Below are 22,497 nucleotides of genomic sequence, written 5' to 3' on the forward strand. Positions count from 1 at the left end.
CTGGTTTATCATACATGGAAAAGAACAGAAAAATTGTTGGTTTATGCGGAAGCCTGAGAAAAGGCTCTTATAATGCAATGTTGTTAACAGCAGTTGGCAACATGCTTCCTGATGATATCGATTTTGACATCGTTCCTTTCGATGATATTCCTATTTATAATGCAGACAATGATACTCCCGAAGCAGCTGAACGCCCTGCAAGTGTTGTAAAATTCAGGGACGCACTTGCACAAGCCAGTGCCTTTATTATTGTTTCGCCTGAGTATAATTATTCTATTCCCGGTGGCTTAAAAAATGCTATCGACTGGGCAAGCCGTGGAAAAGATTCGCCGTTAATGCATAAACCTGTAGCCGTAATGGGTGCAACACAAGGTATGTGGGGAACCGTAAGAATGCAAACCGCCTTTCTACCCGTATTTACCTTTTTAAATATGAACCCCGTTCTGCAACCTGAAGTGCTGGTTGCCCAGGCACAAAATAAATTTGATGCAGCAGGAAACTTAACCGACGAGGCCGCAAAAGGAATTATTAAAAAGAAAATTGAAAACCTGCTCAAAGCCTGCAAAGTTTAAAGCACCTTCCTGACAAATGAACTAAAAACCTGACAATATTGTCTGCAAAATTCCTGACATTTATTCTAAAAAAGTCAGATTGTCAATCCATATGCAGCTAAAAAATTAATCAAACGATTAACTTTTAGTCACAGCAAAATAATATTGAATTAACACTAATTTTATATCTGTTTACTAATAAGTGAGTTAGCCAAAAACTGATTTTTTAATGACTTAAATAAACTTTTTTGGCACAAGTGTTGACTTTTAGGCGAATATAGTCAGAAATTAAAAAGGTAAAAATTGACTATATTTTTAAACAAATAAATAGTAAAAAGATGAAAAAATTATTATTATCATTAGTTGCAGTTGCAGGTTTAGTTTATGGTGCAAATGCACAAACAGAAAAAGGAAAAGTAATTTTAGGTGGTAGCGTTGGCTTCAACTCTACTAAAGTTGAAGGCGCAGCAAAATCAGATGTTAGCTTTAATATTATCCCAAGTGTTGGTTATTTTGTAGGCAACAACTTTGCTATCGGTACAGGTGTTGGTTATACATATAATAAAGAAGTAAGTGCTTTAACACAAAATGAAGCATTTGTAGTTGCACCATTTGGCCGTTACTATGTTGGTTTATCTGACCAGTTTAAATTCTTCGGACAGTTATCAGTTCCAATGGCATTTGGCTCAAATAAAGTTGTTGCAGCTAACGGCGATACAGGTGCTAAAGTTGGTTCTACTACATCAATCGGTGTAAACGTAGCACCAGGTTTTGCATTCTTCCCTACTAAAAGAATCGGTATCGAAGTTTCAGTTAACGGTTTAGGTTACCAGAACTTCCAGGTTAAAAACGAAGCTACAGGCAATAAAGTTACCACTAACTCATTTGGTTTAGAAGCTGATACATTTGCACCAAAATTAGGTGTGATGTTCCACTTCTAGTCTGATAGAAACTCTATTACAAAACCACAGGTTTGCAGATTTATTCAATCTGCGAATCTGTGGTTTTTTCATTTTACTGGAAAGCCATTGTTTATATCCTCAAGAACCATAACTGTGCTTTCGATTTGTTGGGCCAGGAACCGAGATGTTAGATTATAAAAATTTGAAATAAAATAATATTTAACTTACAAAATCAAAATTAAATACTGATTTACAACAAGTTACCTATAACACAACTAAACAAATAGTTTTAAGTGTTTTTTTTATTTATTATTACATACACATAAAAAACACACAAATGAAAAAACAATTATTAATTACTGCCGTAGCAGTACTTTGCCTTGGCATGACCGGATTTGCGCAAACCAAAGGAACTAATGCCCTAAGCTTTGGTATTAATGCAACAACCAACAAAAGCAGTTATAAAAACGTAAATCAAACCGAACAAACTTCTGAGCAAAAAAGTAACTTGTTTTCTGTAGGTTATGGTTATTTTATTAAGGACAATAGCAAAATTGGCGTTGAGGCAATTTATGGTCAAAATACCATTAATTCCACTGGTACTACTGAGCAAATCATTAAATCTTATGGTGGAAATATATCTTATCAAAAGTATTTTCCAATAGTAAAAACTTTATTTGCCTACGCTGGTGGTAAAGCAGGTTACACCTATGGAACTCAGAATCAGTCTCAACCTTCTAATTCAAGTAATGTATCACAAGATTATACAAGCAATAGTTATTCTTTGGGTGCCTACGGTGGTGTTACCTGGTTTTTAGGAAAAAGTTTGCATTGGAAACGAGTTTACTATCGGCAGATATTGCATATAATTCTACTGAACAAACACAGGGTACAAACTTAACGACTTATAAAACTAAAAATACCTCATTCAACTTCAATAGCCAGGGTTTTATAAATAATTTAGGCTTTAAAATTTATATACTGTTTTAAAGAGATAGCGTATAAGTCATTCTAATTTTATATTAATAGTCGCAGATTCATAGGTTATAATTTAACCTGCGTATCTGCGACTGTTTTATTTCAATTCTTTTCCCTAATCGCCTTAAACTCCGAGCCTTCTTTCCATTTCGGATAAGTACTTTCACTACTCAGGCGATAGCCCATATCAAACAACATTCGTACATCCTCTACAATACCAGATAAATCCCAGGTTTTGGCATCAAAGTTATCCTGCGGCGAATGATAGCGGTTTTTAGTAAAATCGGCTACCTGCTTTAAACCCCATTCCCTGCCATTTTTCACATTATCAACCCCCGAACCTGTAAATAAAGAAGGTACGCCAACTTTAGCCAGGTTAAAATGATCAGAACGGTAATATAAACCCGATGAAGGTACCGGGTCAGGAACCAATACACGACCTTGCTTTTTAGCCGAGACCGCAGCATAATCTTCCAGCTCAGATTGTCCGAAACCATACACCACAATATCCTTTGTTTTCCCCGCAAGTCCCATCATATCCATGTTAATATTTGCCACCGTTTTATCCAGCGGATATGTCGGGTGCTTTGCATAATATTCCGATCCGAGTAACCCCTGCTCCTCGGCCGTGTACGAAATAAACAAAATCGTTCTATCGGGATTTTTAGGTAATTTTTTAAATGCCGAAGCAATTTCGAATAAGGAAGCCACTCCTGTTGCGTTATCAACAGCGCCGTTGTAAATCGAATCGCCCATTACCTTTTCGCCGACGCCCAGATGATCCCAGTGTGCTGAATAAATAATGGTTTCATCCTTACGTTTATCGCCGGGTATTGCCGCAAGCACATTGTAAGTAACCGATTTTTTAATTTTGTTTTTAACCGTTAACGAAGTACTCAGGTTTAAATCAACAGCCTTAAAATCTTTTTTACGGGCTTTCACAGCAAGCGCATCAAAGGACTGGCCGCCCAATGTAAACAGCTTTTTAGCCACATCTAAACCAATCCAGCCCTCAATCACGGTCCTGTTCATGCCGTTATCTTCCGATTGCAACTGCAGTTTCGATTTCGACCAGCCACTTCGTACTACCGACCATGGATAGGCTGCCGGTTCCGTATCATGAACAATGAGAATTCCCGCTGCCCCTTGCCTCGAAGCCTCTTCAAACTTGTAAGTCCAGCGGCCGTAGTAAGTCATATTTTTGCCTTTAAACAAAGTAGAATCAGCAAAACCAGGGTCGTTAATTAACACCACAACTGTTTTGCCCTTTACATCGAGGTCTTTATAATCATTCCAGCCATATTCAGGCGCTACAATACCATAGCCCGCAAACACCAGTGGCGAATTTTTAATGCTTACGGCTTCCTGCACACGGCGGGAGCCGGCAACAAATTCGGTAAGGTAATTTAAAGAAAGTTCTTTGGTGCCCGATTTAACCACCATTTTATCATCAGGCGTAGATTTAATCTCAACCATTGGCACCTCCTGAAAGTAACTATCGCCATTTCCAGGTTTTAAACCCAGTTTTTCGAATTCACGCTTCAAATAATTTATCGTTTTGGTTTCGCCGCTGGTAAAGGGTTTCCTGCCTTCCAGACTGTCGGCTGCGATAACTGATAAATATTGGGTTAAACTCGAATCGTTTATGGCTTTAATGGCTAATGAATCGGGGCCATTGGCGTTGCTTTCGGCTGATTGCTTGCATGCCGAAACACAAATTGCCAGCGCCGACAAATAAAACAGGGATTTCTTCATAACATTTAATTTGATGGTAATTTAATAATTTCTGCCGATTTAAGCAGTTAAAGATTCGAAGCGCTGCACCAGCAACTGTTTTTACCTTAATTACCCTTACCCATTACATTTCCAGCAACACTATGATTTCAGTTCTGGCAGGACGCAAAAGCATTATGGGTTTTCCTTGTTGCATACCATTTTTTAATTACTATTTTAGTAAAACTAAATTACCTGATACGCTCCCCCCTCTGAAGAACACTCTTTAACCGGGTGTAATCGACAGTAAGCACGAGCAAATCTAAAGAGCATAACAAAAAATGCCTGAAATCGAACTCATTACCGAAATAAATGCTTCAATTGAAGTCTGCTTCGACCTCGCACGAAGTATCGATTTACATAAAATTTCCACTGCCCATACAAATGAAGAAGCAATAGCTGGAAGAACAAAAGGTTTAATAAACTTAAATGAAACCGTAACCTGGCAAGCAACTCATTTTGGCATTAAACAAAAACTAACGTCGAAAATTACGGCATTTAACAAGCCTTACTCTTTCGTGGATGAACAAACTGAAGGCATATTCAAATCCATAAACCATAAACATAGTTTTGAACAGGTTGAAGGTATAACTGTAATGAAAGATATTTTTACGTTTAGCTCGCCATTTGGCATTTTTGGAAAGGTTTTCAACAAACTCGTATTAACAAATTACCTAAAAAAATTGCTCGTGAACAGAAACCAGGTAATTAAATCATTTGCAGAAACTGAAAAATGGAAGGAAGTTTTGAATGGAAAATAATGTTATAGACACCTACAATGGAAACAAAGACTTTGTAGGGAAATAAAGTACTTAAAGTAATCAAAAAAAGAATAATGGTAACAAAACACTAATTTGGAGACTTCAGTATTTCTCTTCTCATTACTTTCTCCGCTGTAACCTGGATTGATATTTTTAGTAGCGAATTATAATAATGAAATAATATGAGATAGATTTAAGCAACTTAAAGGAATATTTAAAATCAATTCAACAAAATAAAAATGTCAGCAATAGATAAATACAACCATAGACATTTAGGCTTCATTGAATGTCCCTCTACTTTTAATTTTATATATAATAACGATACAAGAAAAGTTGCCATTTATGAGTTGCAGGAAGATATGACAGCAGATGAATTAGATTTTGACGGTAAAATTGGTGATATAATTTTAGGAGGAGGTAGTGGAGAAGCACCAGCATTTAGGATTTCAATACCTGAGGCGATAAAGTTTTTCAGAGAGGACGAATGGAATGATTTTGAAGATTATACTGATTTATACAAAGCCTTTTGGACGCCAACCCAATCGTATAATTATTGCGAGGGGTTTTCAAAAACAGGATGGACACCAGAATCAACAATCGAATTTTGGTTAGCAAAAAATATATGCTCATTACTTATCGATAATTTCGAAAATTATTCAGCTTACAGCACTCCATTATTATCAAAAAGCACTTTAAAATTCATTAAATCACATTAATACCCGTCAGCGAACGCGTGTCGCGTGTGATCGATAAACCAAATGATTAACCTTAAGGAAATTGTTTTGCATACACTTTACGCGATCGTCAGCATTTGTCCAGCTTTTTAATAAACGGTCATAAAACATCAAAGGCCTGCATTTATGCAGGCCTTTGATTAGATAAATAGGAATAAATCTTTACTTCCCATTCTGCTCAATATCCCTGTCCATTTCCACCAAATCTACATCTTCAGGGCTCGAGAAATCGCCAATGAGGTATTTGTTAAAGTGGTCGGCAAGTTTCCAGAAAGCATATTCCGTCATATCTCCAAAACCATGGCGCTGTCCCGGTATTAAAAGGAAATCGAAACGTTTTCCTGCTTTCATTAAAGCATTTGCCACTCGGATAGAGTTAGCCGGATGTACGTTATTATCAACATCACCATGCATCAGCAATAAATGGCCTTTAAGATTTTTCGCCAGGTCAGGATTTTTATCAATGCTGTATTTAAATGAGGTATCACCCTTTAACGAAACAATTTCCTTTACCCCGTGGTGTTTCTCGCTCCACCAGCGGTTATAAATACTGTTATCGTGGTTTCCGGCGTTTGATACCGCAACTTTAAAGAAATCAGGATAAACCAGCATGGCAGCTGTCGACATGAAACCACCACCCGAGTGCCCGGTAATACCTACTTTGGTATCATCAATCCAGGAGTATTTTGCAGCCAGTTGCTCAATTGTTGTTTTCTTATCAGCCAATCCATAATCGCGAAGGTTACCATAACCATATGTATGGTACCATTTAGAACGCGAAGGATTACCACCACGGTTCCCTACCGTAATTACGATGTAGCCAAATTGTGCCAAACGCTCCGTACGGTCCATGCTCTTACTGAAAGCTTTGTTAACCGCTTCCGTTTGCGGACCCGGATACACATACTCGATAACCGGATACTTCTTGTTCGGGTCGAAATCGAATGGTTTGTACATCACGCCATATAAATCAGTAATACCGTCATCAGCCTTCACCTTGAAAGTTTCAGGAAATTTATATCCCGCAGCCATCAATAAGGACAAATCAGTAGTTTCCAGATCCATCACCTTTTTACCATTTCTATCGTAAACGGTAGATTTTGGCGCTGTATTTACCCTCGAGTAATTATCAACAAAAAAGGTATTGTTATCATTCATGCTCGATGCATGATCAAAATCGCCAGCATTAAGCAATTTTAAATTCGAACCATCAAAATTGATGCTGTAAAGGTGCAGGTAATAAGAATCTTCCTTAGCTTCACGTCCGTTAGCAGTAAAATACAAAACACGGTTTTTCTCATCGATGTTTACAATACTTTCGCAGTGGAAAGCACCTTTGGTAATCTGGTTTTTTAGTTTACCATTTTCATCAAAAAGATAGAAATGTGCCCAGCCATCGCGTTCGCTCCAGTGGATGAGCTCTTTTCCATCGTTAACTACGCCAGGTCTGTTTACTTCAACATAAGTATTAAAACGTTCGTCGATTAAAGGCGTAACTTTTCCGGTAGCAATATCAACTGTACCAATATCAATGCGTTTTAAATCGCGGCTGGTACGTGAGAAATAAAACCTGCTGTCGTTACCCAACCAAACCGAAGGGCGGAATTGGTTGTCGCGGTCTTTAGCTAAAGATGGCTTGCCCCATACACCAACGCTTTGGTCTTTAAAGGCAGCAATATTTAGTTTTTTGTAAGATTTAGCAGGAAAGTCGAAAAGTAAAACTTCATCCTGAGGGGCTTCAGCCTCACCAGGCATCTGGTATTTATAGGTTTCCAATGTCGGGCGACCAGGGGTAACACTATTAATTACCCATAAATCTTTCACCTTACGCGAATCGGTACGGTCTAAAACAAAGTACTTCGAATTCGGCGACCACAATACATAAGCACCTCTCCTCTTTTTATTGTTCTTTTCGTTTTCAACGTTGTTTTCACCATCGCCATCGCTACCGTACGAGTAAAACTTAACACCATCCTTAGTTAACTGGTGTTCTACAATTGTACTGTCATCTTCGTTTTTAATGGCCTTTTTATAGTTTTCTTTATCCATCCAGTACAAGTTATAATTGCGTGAAAAGATAATCGCCGAAGAATCGGGCGCTACGGAACCCCACATTGGTTTAGGCTTCGGTTTACTGTAATTTGGTATTTCGGTAAGCTTGGTGGTTGCTAAGTCGTATTTAAAAGAATAGATTTTCTTCTGCATAGAATCGGCAGCTTTCTTGTCCTTTCTGTCTTTTTTAAGCTCTTCAACTGTGCTTTTAATTTCGAAAGTGATGCTTTTTTCGTCAGAAGCAAACTTCAGGTTTTCCAATGGAAGGTGTTCAGCATCAAAAGGATCGCGAACAACAAGTGTAATGCCTGCAGCAAGCTGTGCATTATCGAACATAACTTTTTTCGACTTAGTAGCCGGGTCAACCAGGTACCAGAATTTTCCTTTCGGACTTTCAAAAGTGTACCAGAAACGGTTACTTAACTTAAGCCAATGCGGATCAACAGCCGTTGAATAAACCATCTTTTTAAGTTTATTAGGCGAAAACCTCGATGCCAGCTGGTAATTTGCTTTGGGTTGTGCCTGTACGTTTTCGGTTATGGTAAATGTTTTGGTTTGTGCGGCAACTGCAAACGATAAAAGTTGTGCGCACAAAACGAGTTTGTAAAATTTATTCATTAATGCCTGGTTTTTGAACTGCCTAAATTATTCAATTAACTGCAATTAAGCTGCATTAGCCATGTAATAAATGCGATAGCTAAATGAAGTGCATTTACCGAATAGTTATCAACACAAAAGCATTTGTTAATGATTTTTTAATAGAATTTATAGTTTTGCATGAAATACTTATTTATGAAATTCAACTTTTTAACCCTTTTAACCGCAGGAGTAATCCTGTTTGCCGGCTGCCAGTCTAAATCGCAGGCAGAAGGTGGCAAATCTGCCGATTCTACCACTACAACAGCAGATAGCCAGTCTCCAACGGAAAAAATTGATGTATCGAAAATTAAAGTTGCCGATGCTAAAACCATATTGGCCCGTAAACAGGTGCCTATTTTATGTTATCACCAGGTAAGAAACTGGAAACCTACAGATGGTAAAGTGGGCAAAGATTATATTGTAGAGATACAGAATTTTAAAGACCAGATGAAAATGCTGGCTGATAGCGGTTACCACACCATTTTGCCCGACCAGCTTTACGCCTATTTAAATACAGGTGCGGCTTTACCGAGCAAACCGATTATGCTGACTTTTGATGATACCGACGAAGACCAGTTTACAGTAGTTCGTCCAACGTTGGAAAAACTGGGTTATAAGGCCGTTTATTTTATCATGACCGTTTCCATCGGCCGCAAAGGTAAGTTTGTTAACTATATGAGCAAGGAGCAGATTAAACAACTGTCGGATGAAGGCAATGTTATCGGCTCGCACACTTACGACCATAAAAACTTCAAGAAATACGCGGGTAAAGACTGGGAAGAACAACTGGATAAACCAACCAAAAAACTGGAGGAAATTACAGGCAAGAAAATGACTGAATTTGCTTATCCATTTGGCTTGTGGAATGCAGAAGGAATTCCGGAGTTAAAGAAACGTGGTTTCCGGATGGCTTACCAGTTATCTACAAAACGCGATGAAAAAGACCCTTTGTTTACCATCCGAAGAATTATTGCAAGTGGCTACTGGTCGCCAAAGACTTTAAGTAATAGCATTAAAAACAGCTTTTAAGAATAAAACCCCGGTACTTTGTATTGGGGTTTTATGTTTATTAACCCACGCTAACCAACTAACATGAAGAAAACATTATTATTTCTTATAACTGCATTAGCATACCTTAATGTAAGCGCCCAGACCCCGCATTTAAGCGGCAAAGTGGAGATTGTTATGGCAACCGGACAGATAAACTGCGACTTTGTTTTAAGCAATATTCCTAACCTGGGGAAAGATTACCAGATTCTGCTAAATAAAGGTTTCAACATTAAGGCAATTAAAGATTCTTCAAACAATACCATCCCTTATATTGGCTTTTACAATGGTAAAATGCGTGGCGAAGGTTTAACATACATTCCGCAAAAGGGTGATGATGTTTTCGTAAACCCAAGACAACTTCACATTACCTATACAGGTGCTTTCCCGATTTATACCGACACTTTAAATTTCATCGATTTTAAGGGATTAATTGCTTTTAATGGTAAAACTGTCAGGGCTACCGACCAGTCGAAATGGTACCCGGTTATTTACGATGTTAAAAACGACAGGCAGATCGAGCAAATGACCTACAACATTGGGGTAAGCAGCAAAGATTCGAAAACGATATTTGTAAACGGCGATCTGCCAAAATCAGGCCCTGTTGCACAATTCAAATCAGATATTGCCATTGCTCCCATGCTTTTTGCCGGCGATTATGCAGTACAAAAAACCAATGGCGCCCTCTTTCTGAATACCGATATGAATGCTAAGCAACTTGCCGTATTTGAACAGAACATTGCCGAAATGAAGGCTTATTATTTTAAAAAATTAAAAATCCCTTACGATACGAAGAATGTTTTTATTGAACATGCCCCGGTAGAAAAATTTAATAAAGGCCGCAGCTGGGGATTTGTATCTTTCCCTGTAATCGCTTTCGCAGGCATAAAACTAGGCGATATGGTTGACGAACCAAATTCCAGACTTAAAGATTCTACTGATTACCCATTCATTGCGCACGAAATTGGCCATTATTATTTTGGCAATGTATTACAACCAAACTCCACCCTATTCTGGTTTTTCCTCGAATCCACAGCCGAGTACCTTTCAGTTAAAGCTGCCGAGGCTAAGTTTGGAAAAACCTTCGCCACAGCCTATTTCCAGGACAGAGGAAAACAGCTGAAAAACTTTAAGGCCGTGCCTTTAAACAGTATTAAAGATATGAACAGTATTTCAGGCACTTACCGCTATACCTATGGTCCTTTTTTATTGAGAGGGCTGGAACAAATGATTGGTGAGCAAAGGATGTTCAAGTTTTTAACAACCTGTTTAACTACTAAAAATGAACTAACGGATTACGATTTCTTTAAACGCAATGCATTGAAATCAGGTATCAGCCAGAAAGAATGGGATGCTTATGAAAAGGACTTTATTTTAGCTGAAAACGCAGTATATTTGGTCAAATAAAATACCAGATAAATTGATCAGACATCTTAAAAAAAGCGCTAATTATTTCTTTTTAATGGCACTTACCGGCTTGGCTTTTACTTCATGCTCAAATAATCAGGCTAAAGAAAAGAATACAAAAACAAGCATAGTCGAAGCTAATAAAAGCGATTCGGTTAAACCCGACGCCAAACCTGCCGACAACAAAACCATTTTAGCCCGTAAAGAGGTACCAGTTTTGTGCTACCACCAGATTAGGAATAACCTGTCCAGCGATAGCAAATGGGCTCATGATGACATCATTGCACCTGACAAGTTCAGGGAGCACATTAAAATGCTGGCCGATAGTGGTTACCATACCATCTTACCCGACCAGCTTTACAATTACCTGGTATATGGAGCCGCTTTGCCTGAAAAACCAATTATGATCACTTTTGATGATACCGATGAAGACCAGTTTACCGTTGGTGCCTCAACACTGAAAAAACATGGTTTCAAAGGTGTATACTTCATCATGACTGTATCTATTGGCCGAAAAGGAAGAATCAGTTACATGACTAAAGAACAGATTAAGCAACTATCGGATGAAGGAAATACCATTGCCAGCCACACTTACGACCATAAGAATTTTGCACAGTTTACAGATGAAGACTGGACAAAGCAAATAGATGAACCAACTAAAAAGCTCGAAGAAATCACAGGCAAAAAGGTAGAATATTTCGCCTATCCTTACGGGGTTTACAAAGCTGCAAACCTGCATAAATTAAAAGAACATGGTTTTAAGGCAGCTTTTATACTCTCCACTGCAAGGGATGAAAACTATCCGCTTTACACCATACGCCGCATTATCGACCCGGGAAGATATACAGCAAAAAACCTTTACTACAGCATTAATAAGAGTTTTAATAAAACAAAACCGTAGTTTCAGGTGTAAACTAATAAGCATTACCTAATTCTTACTATGAGAAACTACCTTCTTTTAAGCCTTTTTGCAGTATTAGTATGCTCGGCTTGTAACCAGCAAAAAACCGATAGCAGCAGTAATGAAACTGCCGATTCTTCGACGCAGGTAAATACCTCATTACCCGAAAACTTCTATAAAAGATTGGAAGGAACCATTGCAGGTAACTCTATTGTAATGCATTTGCAAAAAGTAAACGGCGATTATGATGGCGATTATTATTATGATGGTTCATGGCTAAACCTCACCACGGATACTTTAATCGGAACCGATAGCCTGGTGTTGACCGAAAACAGCTTTAACGATTATTATTTCGATAAAGATGGTAAACAGGCACACTTAAATTTAAAATGGACCGGCAACGGCTTTAAAGGAAACTGGACAAGTGGTGATAAAACCAAAAGCTATCCGATAATACTAAAAGAAAGTTATCCTGAAGGAAGTTATGCACTGGCAGCAGGGATTTATCAGGATTCAGTTAAAGCAATGAAAGATAAACCAAAATCGCCGGTGGCCGAAATTAGTTTCGAATACCTGAAACCTGTAGCAAAAGATGATGCCGCGAACTGGCTTGACAATCAGCTGAAACGTATCTCGGGTATCAGACTAGGTGCTGTTGACCGGGAAATTGGTTTCAAAAAAATTGCCGATGCCTATTTTACGGATTACAAAAAAGATATAACCGAGCAACAAAAAAATGGCCCTGACAGGGGTTTTATGGAATGGATGAACTACACCAATAATAGTCAGCAGTCGGTTGTTTACAATGATAATGGCTTTGTGGTCATCGATTTTCTGGCCGATACCTATACGGGTGGTGCTCACGGCAATTATGCCAGTACGATGTATTGTCTTGATGTGCAAAATAAACGCCAGTTAATGCTTGGCGATGTTGTAAAGGCAGATTCAACGGTACTACAGCAATTGCTGGAAAAAAACCTGAGAAAACAATACAACATTAAAGCACAGGATAAAATCAGCACCGTACTTTTTGATGATTTCCTGAAACCAAATAAAAATTTCTACTTTAATAAGAATGGCCTGGCATTTATGTACAACCCATATGAGGTGGCCAGTTACGCACAAGGGCAAATAGTGGTATTTATCCCTTTCGCTGAGTTGAAACCTTACCTGGTGCCTGCCTTTTCAACTAGAATGGGTATAAAATAATCAGATCGTTATTGCGAGGTGCAACGCGTTCCGAGTTATTCGGAAAAGCAATCGCTTAGCCAACGATACAAACCAGCAAAGTTTTAGCACTTCGCTGGTTTAAAGCTTATAAAATCGCTTCAATCAAATATTTTTTACCATTGAAGACCAGCTCATCATCAACCTTTTTCCCGATAAAAACCTTACCAATCGGCGATGCCTGAGAAACGGCAAAAAAAGTTTGGCCATCATGCTTGAGTTCCCCGGCGCTAATACTAATGTAAAAGTTACCTGAAGGCGTTAAAACCAGACTTCCGTTTTTAACTTCGGGAGAAACATCAACGTTTTCAATTTGCTGCAAAGCAATTTTCTGCTGCCCGGCCTCATAAAGCAATTTACTGTTCCGGTCCATCTCCTGCTGCATCATTTCACGCGTTGTTTCATACTTATCGCCGGCGCTGCTTTTGGTATCATCGTTCGAGGCCTGCCTTGCCTGCTGCAATGAATATTCGATATTTTCTATCCGCTTTTGAATAAAATTTAAGCAAAGCTGGTATAATTTAGATTTTAAGGTAGACATGGTTTTGATGGAAAATGTAAGATGGATAATAGAAGATGGATGATGTAAGATGTAAGATGGCAAATGTACTCGAATTACTTATTACGATGGTTAATGGCTTGTTGCAGGATAGATTTTATCTTTTCTTTGGGTATATCTTCAAAATCGTTGATTAATAAAATCTTCATTCTTGCTCTTTTTTCCTGTAGCAGGTCTTCGTGCTCAATTTTATTTCCATCAACAAAACCAATATAAGGCTGATGGAACTTTTTATGATTCCAGAGGTAGCATAACATCTTTCCTTTATAATAATAAAAAGGCATTCCGTATTTCAAATGCTCCGTTACATCGGTATTGTTCAGCAAAATCGACCTTAAATAGAGCAGACAGCTTTTTAGCGGTTCAGCCTGCTGCTCGAAATAATGATCTAATGGATTAAGCATATAAAGCCCGATTTTATTCTTTTATTGCTAAATTGTCTGTCATTTTCACCAACTAACCAACTAACCAACTAACCAACTAACCAACTAACCAACTAACCAACTAACCAACTAACCAACTAACCCTCAATCCAGGTAACCTTTCCTTCAATAGAAGTACGGTTTGGTTCCCATGGTTTTTCATTGTGATAGCCCATATAAAATAGTCCGATACACTTCTCATTTTCCTTCAGCCCTAAGAAAGCACCCAAATCATGAATAAGAGGTGGAGAACTCCAGTAAGCACCAACTTTCAAGCTTTCGGCCGTTAAGGCCATGTTTTGAACGGCACATGAAACCGCGGCCAATTCTTCCCACTCGGGTATTTTGCCACTAACTGCCATGTTTATTGCAATGATACAATCAGCCTGGCTGGTTTTTTCAGCAAAACTATCATATTTCTTCTGCAGGAAATTTTGTGGTGAAACCAGTTCCTTATACAAACGGCCTAACTCCGCCCCCAGTTTCGCTAATCCAGCCTTTCTGATTACTGTAAAGCGCCAGGGTTGTGTAAGCTTGTGTGTAGGTGCGTAATTTGCCGTTTCTAAAATCTGGTTAATTACCTCAACAGGAATTTCTTTTTTTATATAACTCGCCGGAAAAATACTACGGCGTTCTTTTATCACTTGCGATACGATATCGTAATTTGTACTCATCTGGTAAAAATAGCTAAAAGACCAAAGAATAAAGTGTAAAGATTAAGATTTGACGATTAGATAGCGGAAAGCTTAATGTGGAAAGCACAAAGGCTTCATTAACTATTTTTCTTAACACTCCCCACCTGATACTTGATACCTGATACTAACTACTTAATACCCCTCAACTGCTTCCTGATTTGTTTTACCTTCGCAAAAAAGGCTATACTCTCTTTATCAACCAGAAACTCCATGGTCTCACTCAGTTCGTTTTTAATCCACTCATGTTTGGGAATTAAATTTGCCAGGATATTTAAACAATGCGATTTTACAGCAACAGGAATTTTCTCATCAATTAACCAGGCAAAAACTACTTCCACAATCGTATCCATTTCATAAGCTTCAATTACCTTCTTTATTTCTGCTGAGGCCTTTTTATCAGTCATAAAAGCAAGGATTTTAACATAATGCCTTAAGGCAGATAAGTTGTGCTGAAGGGGAAGTTGAGCTAAAAAATAACGGGCAAAGGGTAAAAACCTTTCTTCATACTGTGAATAAACACGTTCTAAAATCCATGCAGCCCTGAAACCGATTTGTTCGTCATGATGAAAACTAACATCAATTAAAGTTTGAGCGGAAAGGGTCTCAACAGATGCCAGTTCTTCTGCTTTAATTTTTCCGATAGGATGCTGTATGATACTTTCAAGGGCTTGCATAAAACATAATTAAATATGCCATCTGCCAAGGGCAGATGGCAATAAAGCTAATGGCTAAAAAGATTAATTCTCCGGAACGAATACTTTGTTCCCAAAAATATCTGTTTTATAAGTACCAATTTTCTTTCCGTTTTTATCCTCCACTATCGTATTTCCAAAAATATCCGTCTTTTGTTTTGATATTACATTCCCCCGCTCATCTTCAATAATGGTATTGCCAAAAGAATCGGTCTTTTGTTTGCCAATAGTACGGCCTTTACCATCTTCGATCACCGTATTTCCGAAAATGTCTTTTTTAAAAACACCCGTAACATTCCCCCGATCATCTTCCAGAATTGTATTCCCAAAAACATCGGTTTTTTGCTTGGTCACCGTTTCCTTTTTCCCGTTACCAGGCACTATACCTCCGAAATGGTCATCTCGATCTTTCTCTAAGCTTCTTCCGTTCTCCGTATTTATTACCGTATTGCCCGAGAAATCTTTTGCTTGTTTACCAATTACTTTGCCATCCGCATTTTCCAGTACCGTGTTGTTAAAGAAATCAGTTTTTTGGGTCGCAATGGTTTTACCCTGATTGTCTACAATAATGGTTTTACCAAAGAAATCTTTCTTCTGCTTTCCGATGGTTTGATCCTTTTCATCAACGATAATGGTATCACCAGAAAAGTCGACTTTATACTTATAATTTGTGGTTTGACCATGAGCCAATGGCCCGATAATAGACATGAAAATGCCCAGTGTTAATTTTTTCATAATGTTTCATTTTGCGTGTGTGAAAACAAAATACGAAAATGAAATCAATAAAAAACAATTTCATAAAATTTCTGATTGCCCCTGTGCGAAAGCATTGTAATAAAACACAATAAGATTAATTACTGTTGGTTTCAACTTAATATTGATTCGTTACCGTTGGTTTCAACCAACGGCCAAACCCATTTACCACCAGTCTTTCAACCAACGGCCTAACCACAAGCGGACAAACCTGTATTAATCGTACACCTTTTGCCACCAAGCTTTTTACCCTCAACCTTTTTCCCTATCTTTGCGGCTTATTTTACTTACAACATGATTTCAGTTTCTAATTTATCGTTAAGATACGGCAAACGCACATTATTTGAGGATGTTAACCTAAAGTTTACCCAGGGCAATTGCTATGGTGTAATCGGCGCCAATGGTGCTGGTAAATCTACATTCCTGAAAATTTTATCGGGCGAAGTTAACCAGACTTCGGGTAATGTAGCCTTTACCCCTGGTGAAAGGATGGCCGTTTTAAAACAAAATCATTATGAGTTTGATGAGTTTACGGTATTGGAAACTGTAATGATGGGCCACAAGGAACTTTATTCCATCATGAAGGAAAAAGACGCCATTTACATGAAAGAAGATTTCACAGAAAAAGATGGCGAGCGTGCCGGAGAGCTGGAAAATCTTTTTGCTGAAATGGATGGCTGGAACATGGAAAGCAACGCAGCAACTTTATTGAGCAACCTTGGTATCACTGAAGATAATCACTACAAATTATTAAAGGAGCTCGATAACACGCAAAAAGTAAGAGTGTTATTGGCACAGGCATTATTCGGTAATCCTGATATCTTATTACTCGATGAGCCTACCAACGATTTGGATATTGAAACCATTGCCTGGTTAGAGAACTTTTTAGCCGATTACCAGAATATTGTATTGGTAGTATCACACGACAGGCACTTTTTAGATGCCGTTTGTACACATATCGTTGATATCGACTTTGCGAAGATGAGCATCTACACCGGGAACTACACTTTCTGGTACGAATCTAGTCAATTAGCACTAAAACAACGTAGCGACCAGAACAAGAAAATGGAAGAAAAAGTGAAAGAGTTGCAGGAGTTTATCCGCAGGTTTAGCGCTAACGCTTCAAAATCCAAACAAGCTACTTCACGTAAAAAAGCATTGGATAAAATCGATATTACTGAGATTAAGGCATCGAGTCGTAAGTATCCGGCAATTATATTTAATAACACTGGTCGCGAGGCTGGAGACCAGATTTTACAGGTAGAGAATTTAGGTAAATCTGGTAACGACGGTGTTTTATTTGATAAAGTAACCTTCATGGTTAACAAGGGCGACAAAATCGCAGTTTTATCACAAAACAGTTTGGCCACTGCAGCATTTTACGATGTATTAACAGGCAGAACTCCGGCTGATAAAGGAGAATTCAAATGGGGCGTAACCATCAGCACAGCTGATATTCCTAATGATAATTCAGAATATTTCGCCGGAAAAGATGAAAACCTTGTTGATTGGTTACGTGAATATTCTGGTACTGATGCTGATGAGCAATTTGTACGCAGCTTTTTAGGCCGTATGTTATTTTCAGGGGAAGAGGTATTGAAAAACGTGAAAGTACTTTCAGGAGGAGAAAAAATGCGTTGTATGTTCTCGAGAATGATGTTGCAACAGGCAAACCTTTTAATGTTTGACGAGCCTACCAACCACCTCGACTTAGAATCAATCGAAGCATTGAACAATGGTATGAAAGATTTTAAAGGCACTATTTTATTCACTTCGCGAGATCACCAGTTAACAGAAACGGTTGCAAACCGAATTATCGAAATTACACCAAAAGGTACTATTGATAAGTTAATGACTTACGATGAATACATTAACAACGATGAAGTTGCAAAACTTCGCGAAGAAATGTACGCCTAGTATATTTAATAAAAATTTAACCGAAAGAGTTTTGATATCTGATCAAAACTCTTTTTTTTTATGGTATCTATGAAAAGTATATTAACGTTATTACTAGCCACCTTAGCTTCATTCGGTTTTGCTCAGCAAAGCGATTCAACAAGTATGCGTTCAAGAAATATCAGGGACGGATTTATTGAAAATTATACCGCTTTAAAAGCTGACAAAAATGTAAAGAATGGTTTTGCAGAGATTTTATTTCTTGAACGAAAAATTGCCTCAGGACAATATAAAAATAACACACGCACGGGGCAATGGAAATTTTATCTTCTGAATGGTGAAATCGATCAGATTTACAATTACACAACCAAACGAGTGGAGTTTGAAACAAAAAATAATTCATCTTCCTTTAAAATAGACAATTCCAACCCTGGCGATGAGGTTATTCCTCCCGTTAAAATTGGGGGTACTTATGCAGGCATTTTAGTGATGAGTAAAATCACCGCTCGTATGCTCGATTTTAGATCTAAAAAAGGCAGTTATGAGGTAAACTATATATATCAGTTGGATAAGCAAGGGGTTGTAAAGCAAATTGAGTTAAAAGTTTCCGGACCAGATTATAACCAATCTCAATATATCGACCTGCAATTATTCAAACCTCAGGAGTTAGATTTCCTTCCAGCTATGGTAAATAAAACACCTATAAGCAGTACTTTTACAATTAATACTAAAATAATTTCAAATTAAATTGCTTAAGCTGTAGCGTTTCCACATCCCTCCCCGTTTTATCAGAAAAAGTGTTAATGGCCATTAACCAATTTGTTAAAAATTGATTTAAAACATTAAAATGAAGACTACGCTGAGAAACTTTAAAACAACTACAAAAATTATATTTGCGCTCCTTGGTATTACCTTATTTCTTTCTGCCTGTAAAAAGGACTGGGAAAATTCAGACTCATTTACAGTTGCCGGAATAGGCTTTGTACATGCATCACCTGGAACCGGAGCTTTGGATTTTATAGTTGATAACCAGAAGGCGAACAATAAGGAATTTACATATACTAATGATTTGGGCTATTTTGGTGCCTATCCTGGTTCCAGGCTGTTTGGTGTGACGAAAAAAGATTCGTTAAAATACCTTACAACGGCAAATGTTAACTTACAATCGGGTTTATTTTATTCAGCTTTTGTGATCGATGTATTGCCGGCACCAAAAATATTACTCGTACAGGATGATTTAACAGCACCGGCAACAGGTAAAGCCAAAATCCGTTTCATCAATTTAAGTCCTGATGCACCTGCTTTAGATTTAGCTGTTGAAGGAACAAGCGCTTCACTGGTAACAGCAAAAGCTTACAAAGAAGCCTCGGCATTTATTTCGATTGATCCGGGTGCAAGCTTAAACTTCCAGATTAAAGAAAACAACACCGTTACCGCTACCCTGCCTGCAACGAAAATCGAATCGGGAAAGATTTATACTTTATGGGCTAAGGGGTTGAAAAGCAAAACAGATAGTACAAAATTTGGATTATCGATACTTACGAACAAATAACACCTACATATGAAATGAATCTGGCACCATCCTGCTTTGGATGGTGTCATTTTCTTAAATTTACATTGCATAACTAATCTTTATTAAGTTCGGAAGGGTTGATCAAAAAAATACTCAGCATTGAGGAAATTATAAAAGGCTGCAAAAAGAACGACAACAGCTGTAAAGAAATGATGTATAAATCATTTTACGGCTATTTAATGGGCATTATTTTACGTTATGTAAACAACAGTTATGATGGCGAAGAGCTTGTAAACGACTGTTTTATAAAGATTTTCAAAAACATTCAGGGTTTTCAACCTCCACATAATCCGGCCGACTTACAAAAGACGTTTAAAGGCTGGATTGCCCGAATTGCTTCCCGAACGGCAATAGATAAATTGCGTACACTCAAAAACCAGTCGTATGTAGATGATTTAGCTGAAAATGAACACCCTGTAAGTAACGTATCAGTAGCTTCCGATTTACACGTACAGGATATTTTAAAATTACTGAATAACCTGCCTGATACCCACAGGTTAGTTTTTAACCTCTACGAAATTGAAGGATTTGCCCATGATGAGATTTCGAAAATGATGAATATACCTGAGAGTTCGAGCAGGGTATATTTAACAAGGGCAAAGAATAAGCTACGGACATTGTATTTAAAGACATTGGTTAATTCGTATGAGAAAAATGGATAAAGAATTAATTGACCATATAAAAGATAATCTTGTTTCGCACGAAGAAGCATATACTCCCGGAGCCTGGGAGCGCTTTTCTGCGCAGGAAGAAAAAAAACAAAGGGGTTTTGTGCTTTGGCCGCTATGGTCGGCTGCTGCAATTATTTTAGTTATTGGCAGTATATTTTTCTTACAAAATAATAATCCTGCAGAAAAGGTGCAGGTGGTTAAAACAGTTAAACAAAAAAACAACGAGGTAAAACCTGCTACTCCAGAAATAACCCCAAAAACTGAAAATACACAAAGTAATACAAGCGTTGCAAGGTCAAAAACGCTGAAAACAGGCCATTCTTCAAATCCGGTAAAGCAGCCTGCGGCGCAAAAAGAAGAAAATAGTACCACTAACCTTAGCATCCCGGTGCAGAAGGAAGAGGTACTGGCGAACAATACAACAATTGTTACGCCAATAACATCAGCTGCTGTGCCTGCAAAAGTATATGAGGAAACCGTTTCTGAAAGTGAGGCAAAATTGCTTGGTGGTATGCATCAGGAAAGGATTGCCTCAAACCTGACTGTTAAAAAAGCGGAGTTTGTACCGGAAAAGAAAAAAGCAGCATCAACTAAAGAAGAAATGCTGGCGGGCAATACAACAACTGTTACGCCAATAACATCAACTGCTGTGCCTGCAAAAGTATATGAGGAAATCGTTTCTGAAAGTGAGGCAAAATTGCTTGGTGGTATGCATCAGGAAAGGATTGCCACAAACCTGCCTGTTAAAAAAGCGGAGTTTGTACCCGAAAAGAAAAAAACATCATCAACTAAAATTACATTTGAACAGCTTTTAGAGCAAGATAGTTACAACAATAAACTTGCAAAAAACGAAAAAACTAAACACGCTACAAAATGGGAACCTGGTGTTTTTGTTGCTCCATCAATGGGTAACGACAATAAGGTAAACATGAATTATGGTTTTTCACTTTCCTATAATGTAGCTGATAAGCTATCAATCAGTTCAGGTATTACCTATGCTGCCCTAAGCACAACGAGCAATCCATCAGCGCTAAATGCAAGCCATAACGATGCCGTTGCCAGCGCTCCGGTTACCTCAACAGGTTTTGCTTATTCAAGTGCATCAAGAAGCCTGGAGTCAATAAATGCGAGTGTTAGGGGCATAAATATTCCTTTAGAACTAAAATATAACCTCAGTAAGAAGTTTTATGCCGGCGCCGGTGTATCTGCACTTGCGGTATTAAATAATAAACAGGATAATAATTACCTGGTAAGCAGTGCCCAGAATACTGCTGTGGCCAATAGTGCAGGCATTACCGAACAACGTATGCTTATCGTAACCGACAGGGTTTCAGAGCCGCAGAGTCAGGCAGCAACGGCTTCAGACAAGTATATTGGCTTTTACAACTTCTCTTTAGGCTACAAACAAAAGATTTCGAAGAAAAATGATTTTGCCATTGAGCCGTTTTTAAGACTTCCGATGAAAACCTTTTCTAACGATAACCTTAATCTGACTAATGGTGGCGTAAGGTTAAAGTTTGATTTTTAAAGATTTAGAAAGCAATTCTACTGCATTTTTATACGGCAGCCCGCTAATTACTTCAACCTCATTATTGGCTTCTGTCATGCTGAGGAACGAAGTATCTGTTGCATCGGTTGCGGATGCTTCGTTCCTCAGCATGACAGTTTATTCAGGGTTGCTGAAAATAAACAAAAAAGCTCCAGGGAAACCCTGAAGCTTATATTTAGTTTTGTTGTTATTGTAATTTTAGTGACCTGAGTGACCGTCTACGCCATGAGCATGACCATGAGCCAACTCATCTTGTGTTGCTTCACGAACGTTTAAGATTGTTCCCGCAAACATTAAGTTTTTACCAGCCATTGGGTGGTTTAAATCTACCGCAACAGTTTCATCATGAACAGCGGTAACACCTGCCCTGAACTGGTTACCTTGATTATCCTGTAAAGGAATAACATCACCAACATTCGGAACTTCACCACCAGCATCAGTAAACATCGATTTTGGTAAATCTGCGAAAGCACCCGGATCAATCTCTCCATAACCATCTGCAGCCGACAATTCGAAGCTATATTCATCGCCGGTTTTAAGGCCAGCTAAATGCTCTTCAAATTTTGGCAACATCATGCCAACGCCATATAAAAATACTAAAGGATTCTGCTCATCAGCTTTTTCTACAAAAACTTGTTGTCCTTCTTCGTTCGTAGTGTGCAATTCGTAAGTTAATGCCACTACAGAGTTTGGTGAAATATTCATCTAATTTTTT

General features: G+C 38.2%; 23 protein-coding genes. 14 read left to right on the plus strand and 9 right to left on the minus strand.

Annotated elements, in window-relative coordinates; all coding sequences use genetic code 11:
* The first annotated feature begins 14 nt into the window (after positions 1-14).
* The 3 genes from R2R71_RS04220 (at position 15) to R2R71_RS04230 (ending at position 2,354) form a co-directional block, all read left to right on the plus strand.
* Positions 15-572 (plus strand): NAD(P)H-dependent oxidoreductase, encoded by a 558-nt coding sequence (locus tag R2R71_RS04220; protein ID WP_316830000.1) that lies wholly within the window; start codon positions 15-17, stop codon positions 570-572.
* A 317-nt stretch (positions 573-889) separates the two neighbouring features.
* A complete protein-coding gene (locus R2R71_RS04225) occupies positions 890-1,492 on the plus strand; it encodes a DUF3575 domain-containing protein (RefSeq protein ID WP_316830001.1) in 603 nt (200 codons plus the stop codon).
* Between the two features lie 298 nt (positions 1,493-1,790).
* Positions 1,791-2,354, plus strand: a complete 564-nt coding sequence (locus R2R71_RS04230; protein ID WP_316830002.1) for a hypothetical protein — start codon at positions 1,791-1,793, stop codon at positions 2,352-2,354.
* Between the two features lie 179 nt (positions 2,355-2,533).
* On the opposite strand, the gene R2R71_RS04235 is transcribed toward R2R71_RS04230, so the two are convergent.
* Positions 2,534-4,186: a M28 family metallopeptidase gene (locus R2R71_RS04235; RefSeq protein ID WP_316830003.1), complete on the minus strand. Its 1,653-nt coding sequence runs from the start codon at positions 4,184-4,186 to the stop codon at positions 2,534-2,536.
* A gap of 299 nt (positions 4,187-4,485) precedes the next feature.
* Here R2R71_RS04235 and R2R71_RS04240 point away from each other — a divergent pair, with 299 nt between their 5' ends.
* Both R2R71_RS04240 and R2R71_RS04245 read left to right on the plus strand, forming a co-directional pair.
* Complete coding sequence (locus R2R71_RS04240) at positions 4,486-4,965, plus strand: SRPBCC family protein (RefSeq protein ID WP_316830004.1); 480 nt, start codon at positions 4,486-4,488, stop codon at positions 4,963-4,965.
* 239 nt (positions 4,966-5,204) lie between these two features.
* Positions 5,205-5,681: a hypothetical protein gene (locus R2R71_RS04245; RefSeq protein WP_316830005.1), complete on the plus strand. Its 477-nt coding sequence runs from the start codon at positions 5,205-5,207 to the stop codon at positions 5,679-5,681.
* Positions 5,682-5,861: 180 nt separating this feature from the next.
* On the opposite strand, the gene R2R71_RS04250 is transcribed toward R2R71_RS04245, so the two are convergent.
* A complete protein-coding gene (locus tag R2R71_RS04250; RefSeq protein WP_316830006.1) occupies positions 5,862-8,369 on the minus strand; it encodes a S9 family peptidase in 2,508 nt (835 codons plus the stop codon).
* 174 nt (positions 8,370-8,543) lie between these two features.
* On the opposite strand from R2R71_RS04250, the gene R2R71_RS04255 reads away from it, so the two are divergent.
* The 4 genes from R2R71_RS04255 to R2R71_RS04270 all read left to right on the plus strand — a co-directional run bounded on the left by R2R71_RS04255 (position 8,544) and on the right by R2R71_RS04270 (position 12,954).
* On the plus strand, positions 8,544-9,419 hold the full coding sequence (locus R2R71_RS04255) for a polysaccharide deacetylase family protein (RefSeq protein WP_316830007.1): 876 nt from the start codon (positions 8,544-8,546) through the stop codon (positions 9,417-9,419).
* 63 nt (positions 9,420-9,482) lie between these two features.
* Entirely contained in the window at positions 9,483-10,844 is a 1,362-nt protein-coding gene (locus tag R2R71_RS04260; protein WP_316830008.1) for a M1 family aminopeptidase, read from the plus strand.
* A gap of 55 nt (positions 10,845-10,899) precedes the next feature.
* Positions 10,900-11,745, plus strand: coding sequence for a polysaccharide deacetylase family protein (locus tag R2R71_RS04265; RefSeq protein ID WP_410478202.1), 846 nt, complete (start codon positions 10,900-10,902; stop codon positions 11,743-11,745).
* Positions 11,746-11,784: 39 nt separating this feature from the next.
* On the plus strand, positions 11,785-12,954 hold the full coding sequence (locus R2R71_RS04270; RefSeq protein WP_316830010.1) for a DUF3298 and DUF4163 domain-containing protein: 1,170 nt from the start codon (positions 11,785-11,787) through the stop codon (positions 12,952-12,954).
* A 106-nt stretch (positions 12,955-13,060) separates the two neighbouring features.
* Here the strand turns inward: R2R71_RS04270 and R2R71_RS04275 are convergent, their stop codons facing one another.
* From R2R71_RS04275 to R2R71_RS04295, 5 genes are all read right to left on the minus strand, one after another.
* Positions 13,061-13,513, minus strand: coding sequence for a 3-oxoacyl-ACP synthase (locus R2R71_RS04275; RefSeq protein WP_316830011.1), 453 nt, complete (start codon positions 13,511-13,513; stop codon positions 13,061-13,063).
* 74 nt (positions 13,514-13,587) lie between these two features.
* On the minus strand, positions 13,588-13,935 hold the full coding sequence (locus R2R71_RS04280) for a DUF1801 domain-containing protein (protein WP_316830012.1): 348 nt from the start codon (positions 13,933-13,935) through the stop codon (positions 13,588-13,590).
* A gap of 116 nt (positions 13,936-14,051) precedes the next feature.
* Positions 14,052-14,627: a nitroreductase gene (locus R2R71_RS04285; protein ID WP_316830013.1), complete on the minus strand. Its 576-nt coding sequence runs from the start codon at positions 14,625-14,627 to the stop codon at positions 14,052-14,054.
* 149 nt (positions 14,628-14,776) lie between these two features.
* Positions 14,777-15,322 carry a hypothetical protein gene (locus R2R71_RS04290; protein WP_316830014.1) on the minus strand — a complete coding sequence of 182 codons (546 nt, stop codon included), beginning with the start codon at positions 15,320-15,322 and terminating at the stop codon, positions 14,777-14,779.
* 63 nt (positions 15,323-15,385) lie between these two features.
* Positions 15,386-16,075 (minus strand): hypothetical protein, encoded by a 690-nt coding sequence (locus R2R71_RS04295; protein WP_316830015.1) that lies wholly within the window; start codon positions 16,073-16,075, stop codon positions 15,386-15,388.
* 312 nt (positions 16,076-16,387) lie between these two features.
* On the opposite strand from R2R71_RS04295, the gene R2R71_RS04300 reads away from it, so the two are divergent.
* The 5 genes from R2R71_RS04300 (at position 16,388) to R2R71_RS04320 (ending at position 21,761) form a co-directional block, all read left to right on the plus strand.
* Positions 16,388-18,010, plus strand: a complete 1,623-nt coding sequence (locus R2R71_RS04300) for an ABC-F family ATP-binding cassette domain-containing protein (protein WP_316830016.1) — start codon at positions 16,388-16,390, stop codon at positions 18,008-18,010.
* 69 nt (positions 18,011-18,079) lie between these two features.
* Positions 18,080-18,736, plus strand: coding sequence for a hypothetical protein (locus R2R71_RS04305; protein WP_316830017.1), 657 nt, complete (start codon positions 18,080-18,082; stop codon positions 18,734-18,736).
* 100 nt (positions 18,737-18,836) lie between these two features.
* A complete protein-coding gene (locus tag R2R71_RS04310) occupies positions 18,837-19,541 on the plus strand; it encodes a DUF4397 domain-containing protein (RefSeq protein ID WP_316830018.1) in 705 nt (234 codons plus the stop codon).
* Between the two features lie 98 nt (positions 19,542-19,639).
* Positions 19,640-20,224, plus strand: a complete 585-nt coding sequence (locus R2R71_RS04315; protein WP_316830019.1) for an RNA polymerase sigma factor — start codon at positions 19,640-19,642, stop codon at positions 20,222-20,224.
* Positions 20,217-21,761, plus strand: a complete 1,545-nt coding sequence (locus tag R2R71_RS04320) for a hypothetical protein (RefSeq protein ID WP_316830020.1) — start codon at positions 20,217-20,219, stop codon at positions 21,759-21,761. Before R2R71_RS04315 ends, R2R71_RS04320 begins: the two co-directional genes overlap by 8 nt.
* Here the strand turns inward: R2R71_RS04320 and R2R71_RS04325 are convergent.
* Positions 21,744-21,893 (minus strand): hypothetical protein, encoded by a 150-nt coding sequence (locus tag R2R71_RS04325; RefSeq protein WP_316830021.1) that lies wholly within the window; start codon positions 21,891-21,893, stop codon positions 21,744-21,746. The two genes, R2R71_RS04320 and R2R71_RS04325, sit on opposite strands and share 18 nt — an antisense overlap.
* 87 nt (positions 21,894-21,980) lie before the next feature.
* Positions 21,981-22,487, minus strand: a complete 507-nt coding sequence (locus R2R71_RS04330; protein WP_316830022.1) for a peptidylprolyl isomerase — start codon at positions 22,485-22,487, stop codon at positions 21,981-21,983.
* Positions 22,488-22,497: the final 10 nt, after the last annotated feature.

The organism is Pedobacter aquatilis, assembly GCF_032678405.1.
GTDB lineage: Bacteria > Bacteroidota > Bacteroidia > Sphingobacteriales > Sphingobacteriaceae > Pedobacter > Pedobacter aquatilis_A.

Coding starts and splice junctions, on each gene's coding strand:
- R2R71_RS04220 (WP_316830000.1), top strand. CDS start 15: ATGGAAAAGAACAGAAAAATTGTTGGTTTATGCGGAAGCCTGAGAAAA.
- R2R71_RS04225 (WP_316830001.1), top strand. CDS start 890: ATGAAAAAATTATTATTATCATTAGTTGCAGTTGCAGGTTTAGTTTAT.
- R2R71_RS04230 (WP_316830002.1), top strand. CDS start 1,791: ATGAAAAAACAATTATTAATTACTGCCGTAGCAGTACTTTGCCTTGGC.
- R2R71_RS04235 (WP_316830003.1), bottom strand. CDS start 4,186: ATGAAGAAATCCCTGTTTTATTTGTCGGCGCTGGCAATTTGTGTTTCG.
- R2R71_RS04240 (WP_316830004.1), top strand. CDS start 4,486: ATGCCTGAAATCGAACTCATTACCGAAATAAATGCTTCAATTGAAGTC.
- R2R71_RS04245 (WP_316830005.1), top strand. CDS start 5,205: ATGTCAGCAATAGATAAATACAACCATAGACATTTAGGCTTCATTGAA.
- R2R71_RS04250 (WP_316830006.1), bottom strand. CDS start 8,369: ATGAATAAATTTTACAAACTCGTTTTGTGCGCACAACTTTTATCGTTT.
- R2R71_RS04255 (WP_316830007.1), top strand. CDS start 8,544: ATGAAATTCAACTTTTTAACCCTTTTAACCGCAGGAGTAATCCTGTTT.
- R2R71_RS04260 (WP_316830008.1), top strand. CDS start 9,483: ATGAAGAAAACATTATTATTTCTTATAACTGCATTAGCATACCTTAAT.
- R2R71_RS04265 (WP_410478202.1), top strand. CDS start 10,900: ATGGCACTTACCGGCTTGGCTTTTACTTCATGCTCAAATAATCAGGCT.
- R2R71_RS04270 (WP_316830010.1), top strand. CDS start 11,785: ATGAGAAACTACCTTCTTTTAAGCCTTTTTGCAGTATTAGTATGCTCG.
- R2R71_RS04275 (WP_316830011.1), bottom strand. CDS start 13,513: ATGTCTACCTTAAAATCTAAATTATACCAGCTTTGCTTAAATTTTATT.
- R2R71_RS04280 (WP_316830012.1), bottom strand. CDS start 13,935: ATGCTTAATCCATTAGATCATTATTTCGAGCAGCAGGCTGAACCGCTA.
- R2R71_RS04285 (WP_316830013.1), bottom strand. CDS start 14,627: ATGAGTACAAATTACGATATCGTATCGCAAGTGATAAAAGAACGCCGT.
- R2R71_RS04290 (WP_316830014.1), bottom strand. CDS start 15,322: ATGCAAGCCCTTGAAAGTATCATACAGCATCCTATCGGAAAAATTAAA.
- R2R71_RS04295 (WP_316830015.1), bottom strand. CDS start 16,075: ATGAAAAAATTAACACTGGGCATTTTCATGTCTATTATCGGGCCATTG.
- R2R71_RS04300 (WP_316830016.1), top strand. CDS start 16,388: ATGATTTCAGTTTCTAATTTATCGTTAAGATACGGCAAACGCACATTA.
- R2R71_RS04305 (WP_316830017.1), top strand. CDS start 18,080: ATGAAAAGTATATTAACGTTATTACTAGCCACCTTAGCTTCATTCGGT.
- R2R71_RS04310 (WP_316830018.1), top strand. CDS start 18,837: ATGAAGACTACGCTGAGAAACTTTAAAACAACTACAAAAATTATATTT.
- R2R71_RS04320 (WP_316830020.1), top strand. CDS start 20,217: ATGGATAAAGAATTAATTGACCATATAAAAGATAATCTTGTTTCGCAC.
- R2R71_RS04325 (WP_316830021.1), bottom strand. CDS start 21,893: ATGCTGAGGAACGAAGCATCCGCAACCGATGCAACAGATACTTCGTTC.
- R2R71_RS04330 (WP_316830022.1), bottom strand. CDS start 22,487: ATGAATATTTCACCAAACTCTGTAGTGGCATTAACTTACGAATTGCAC.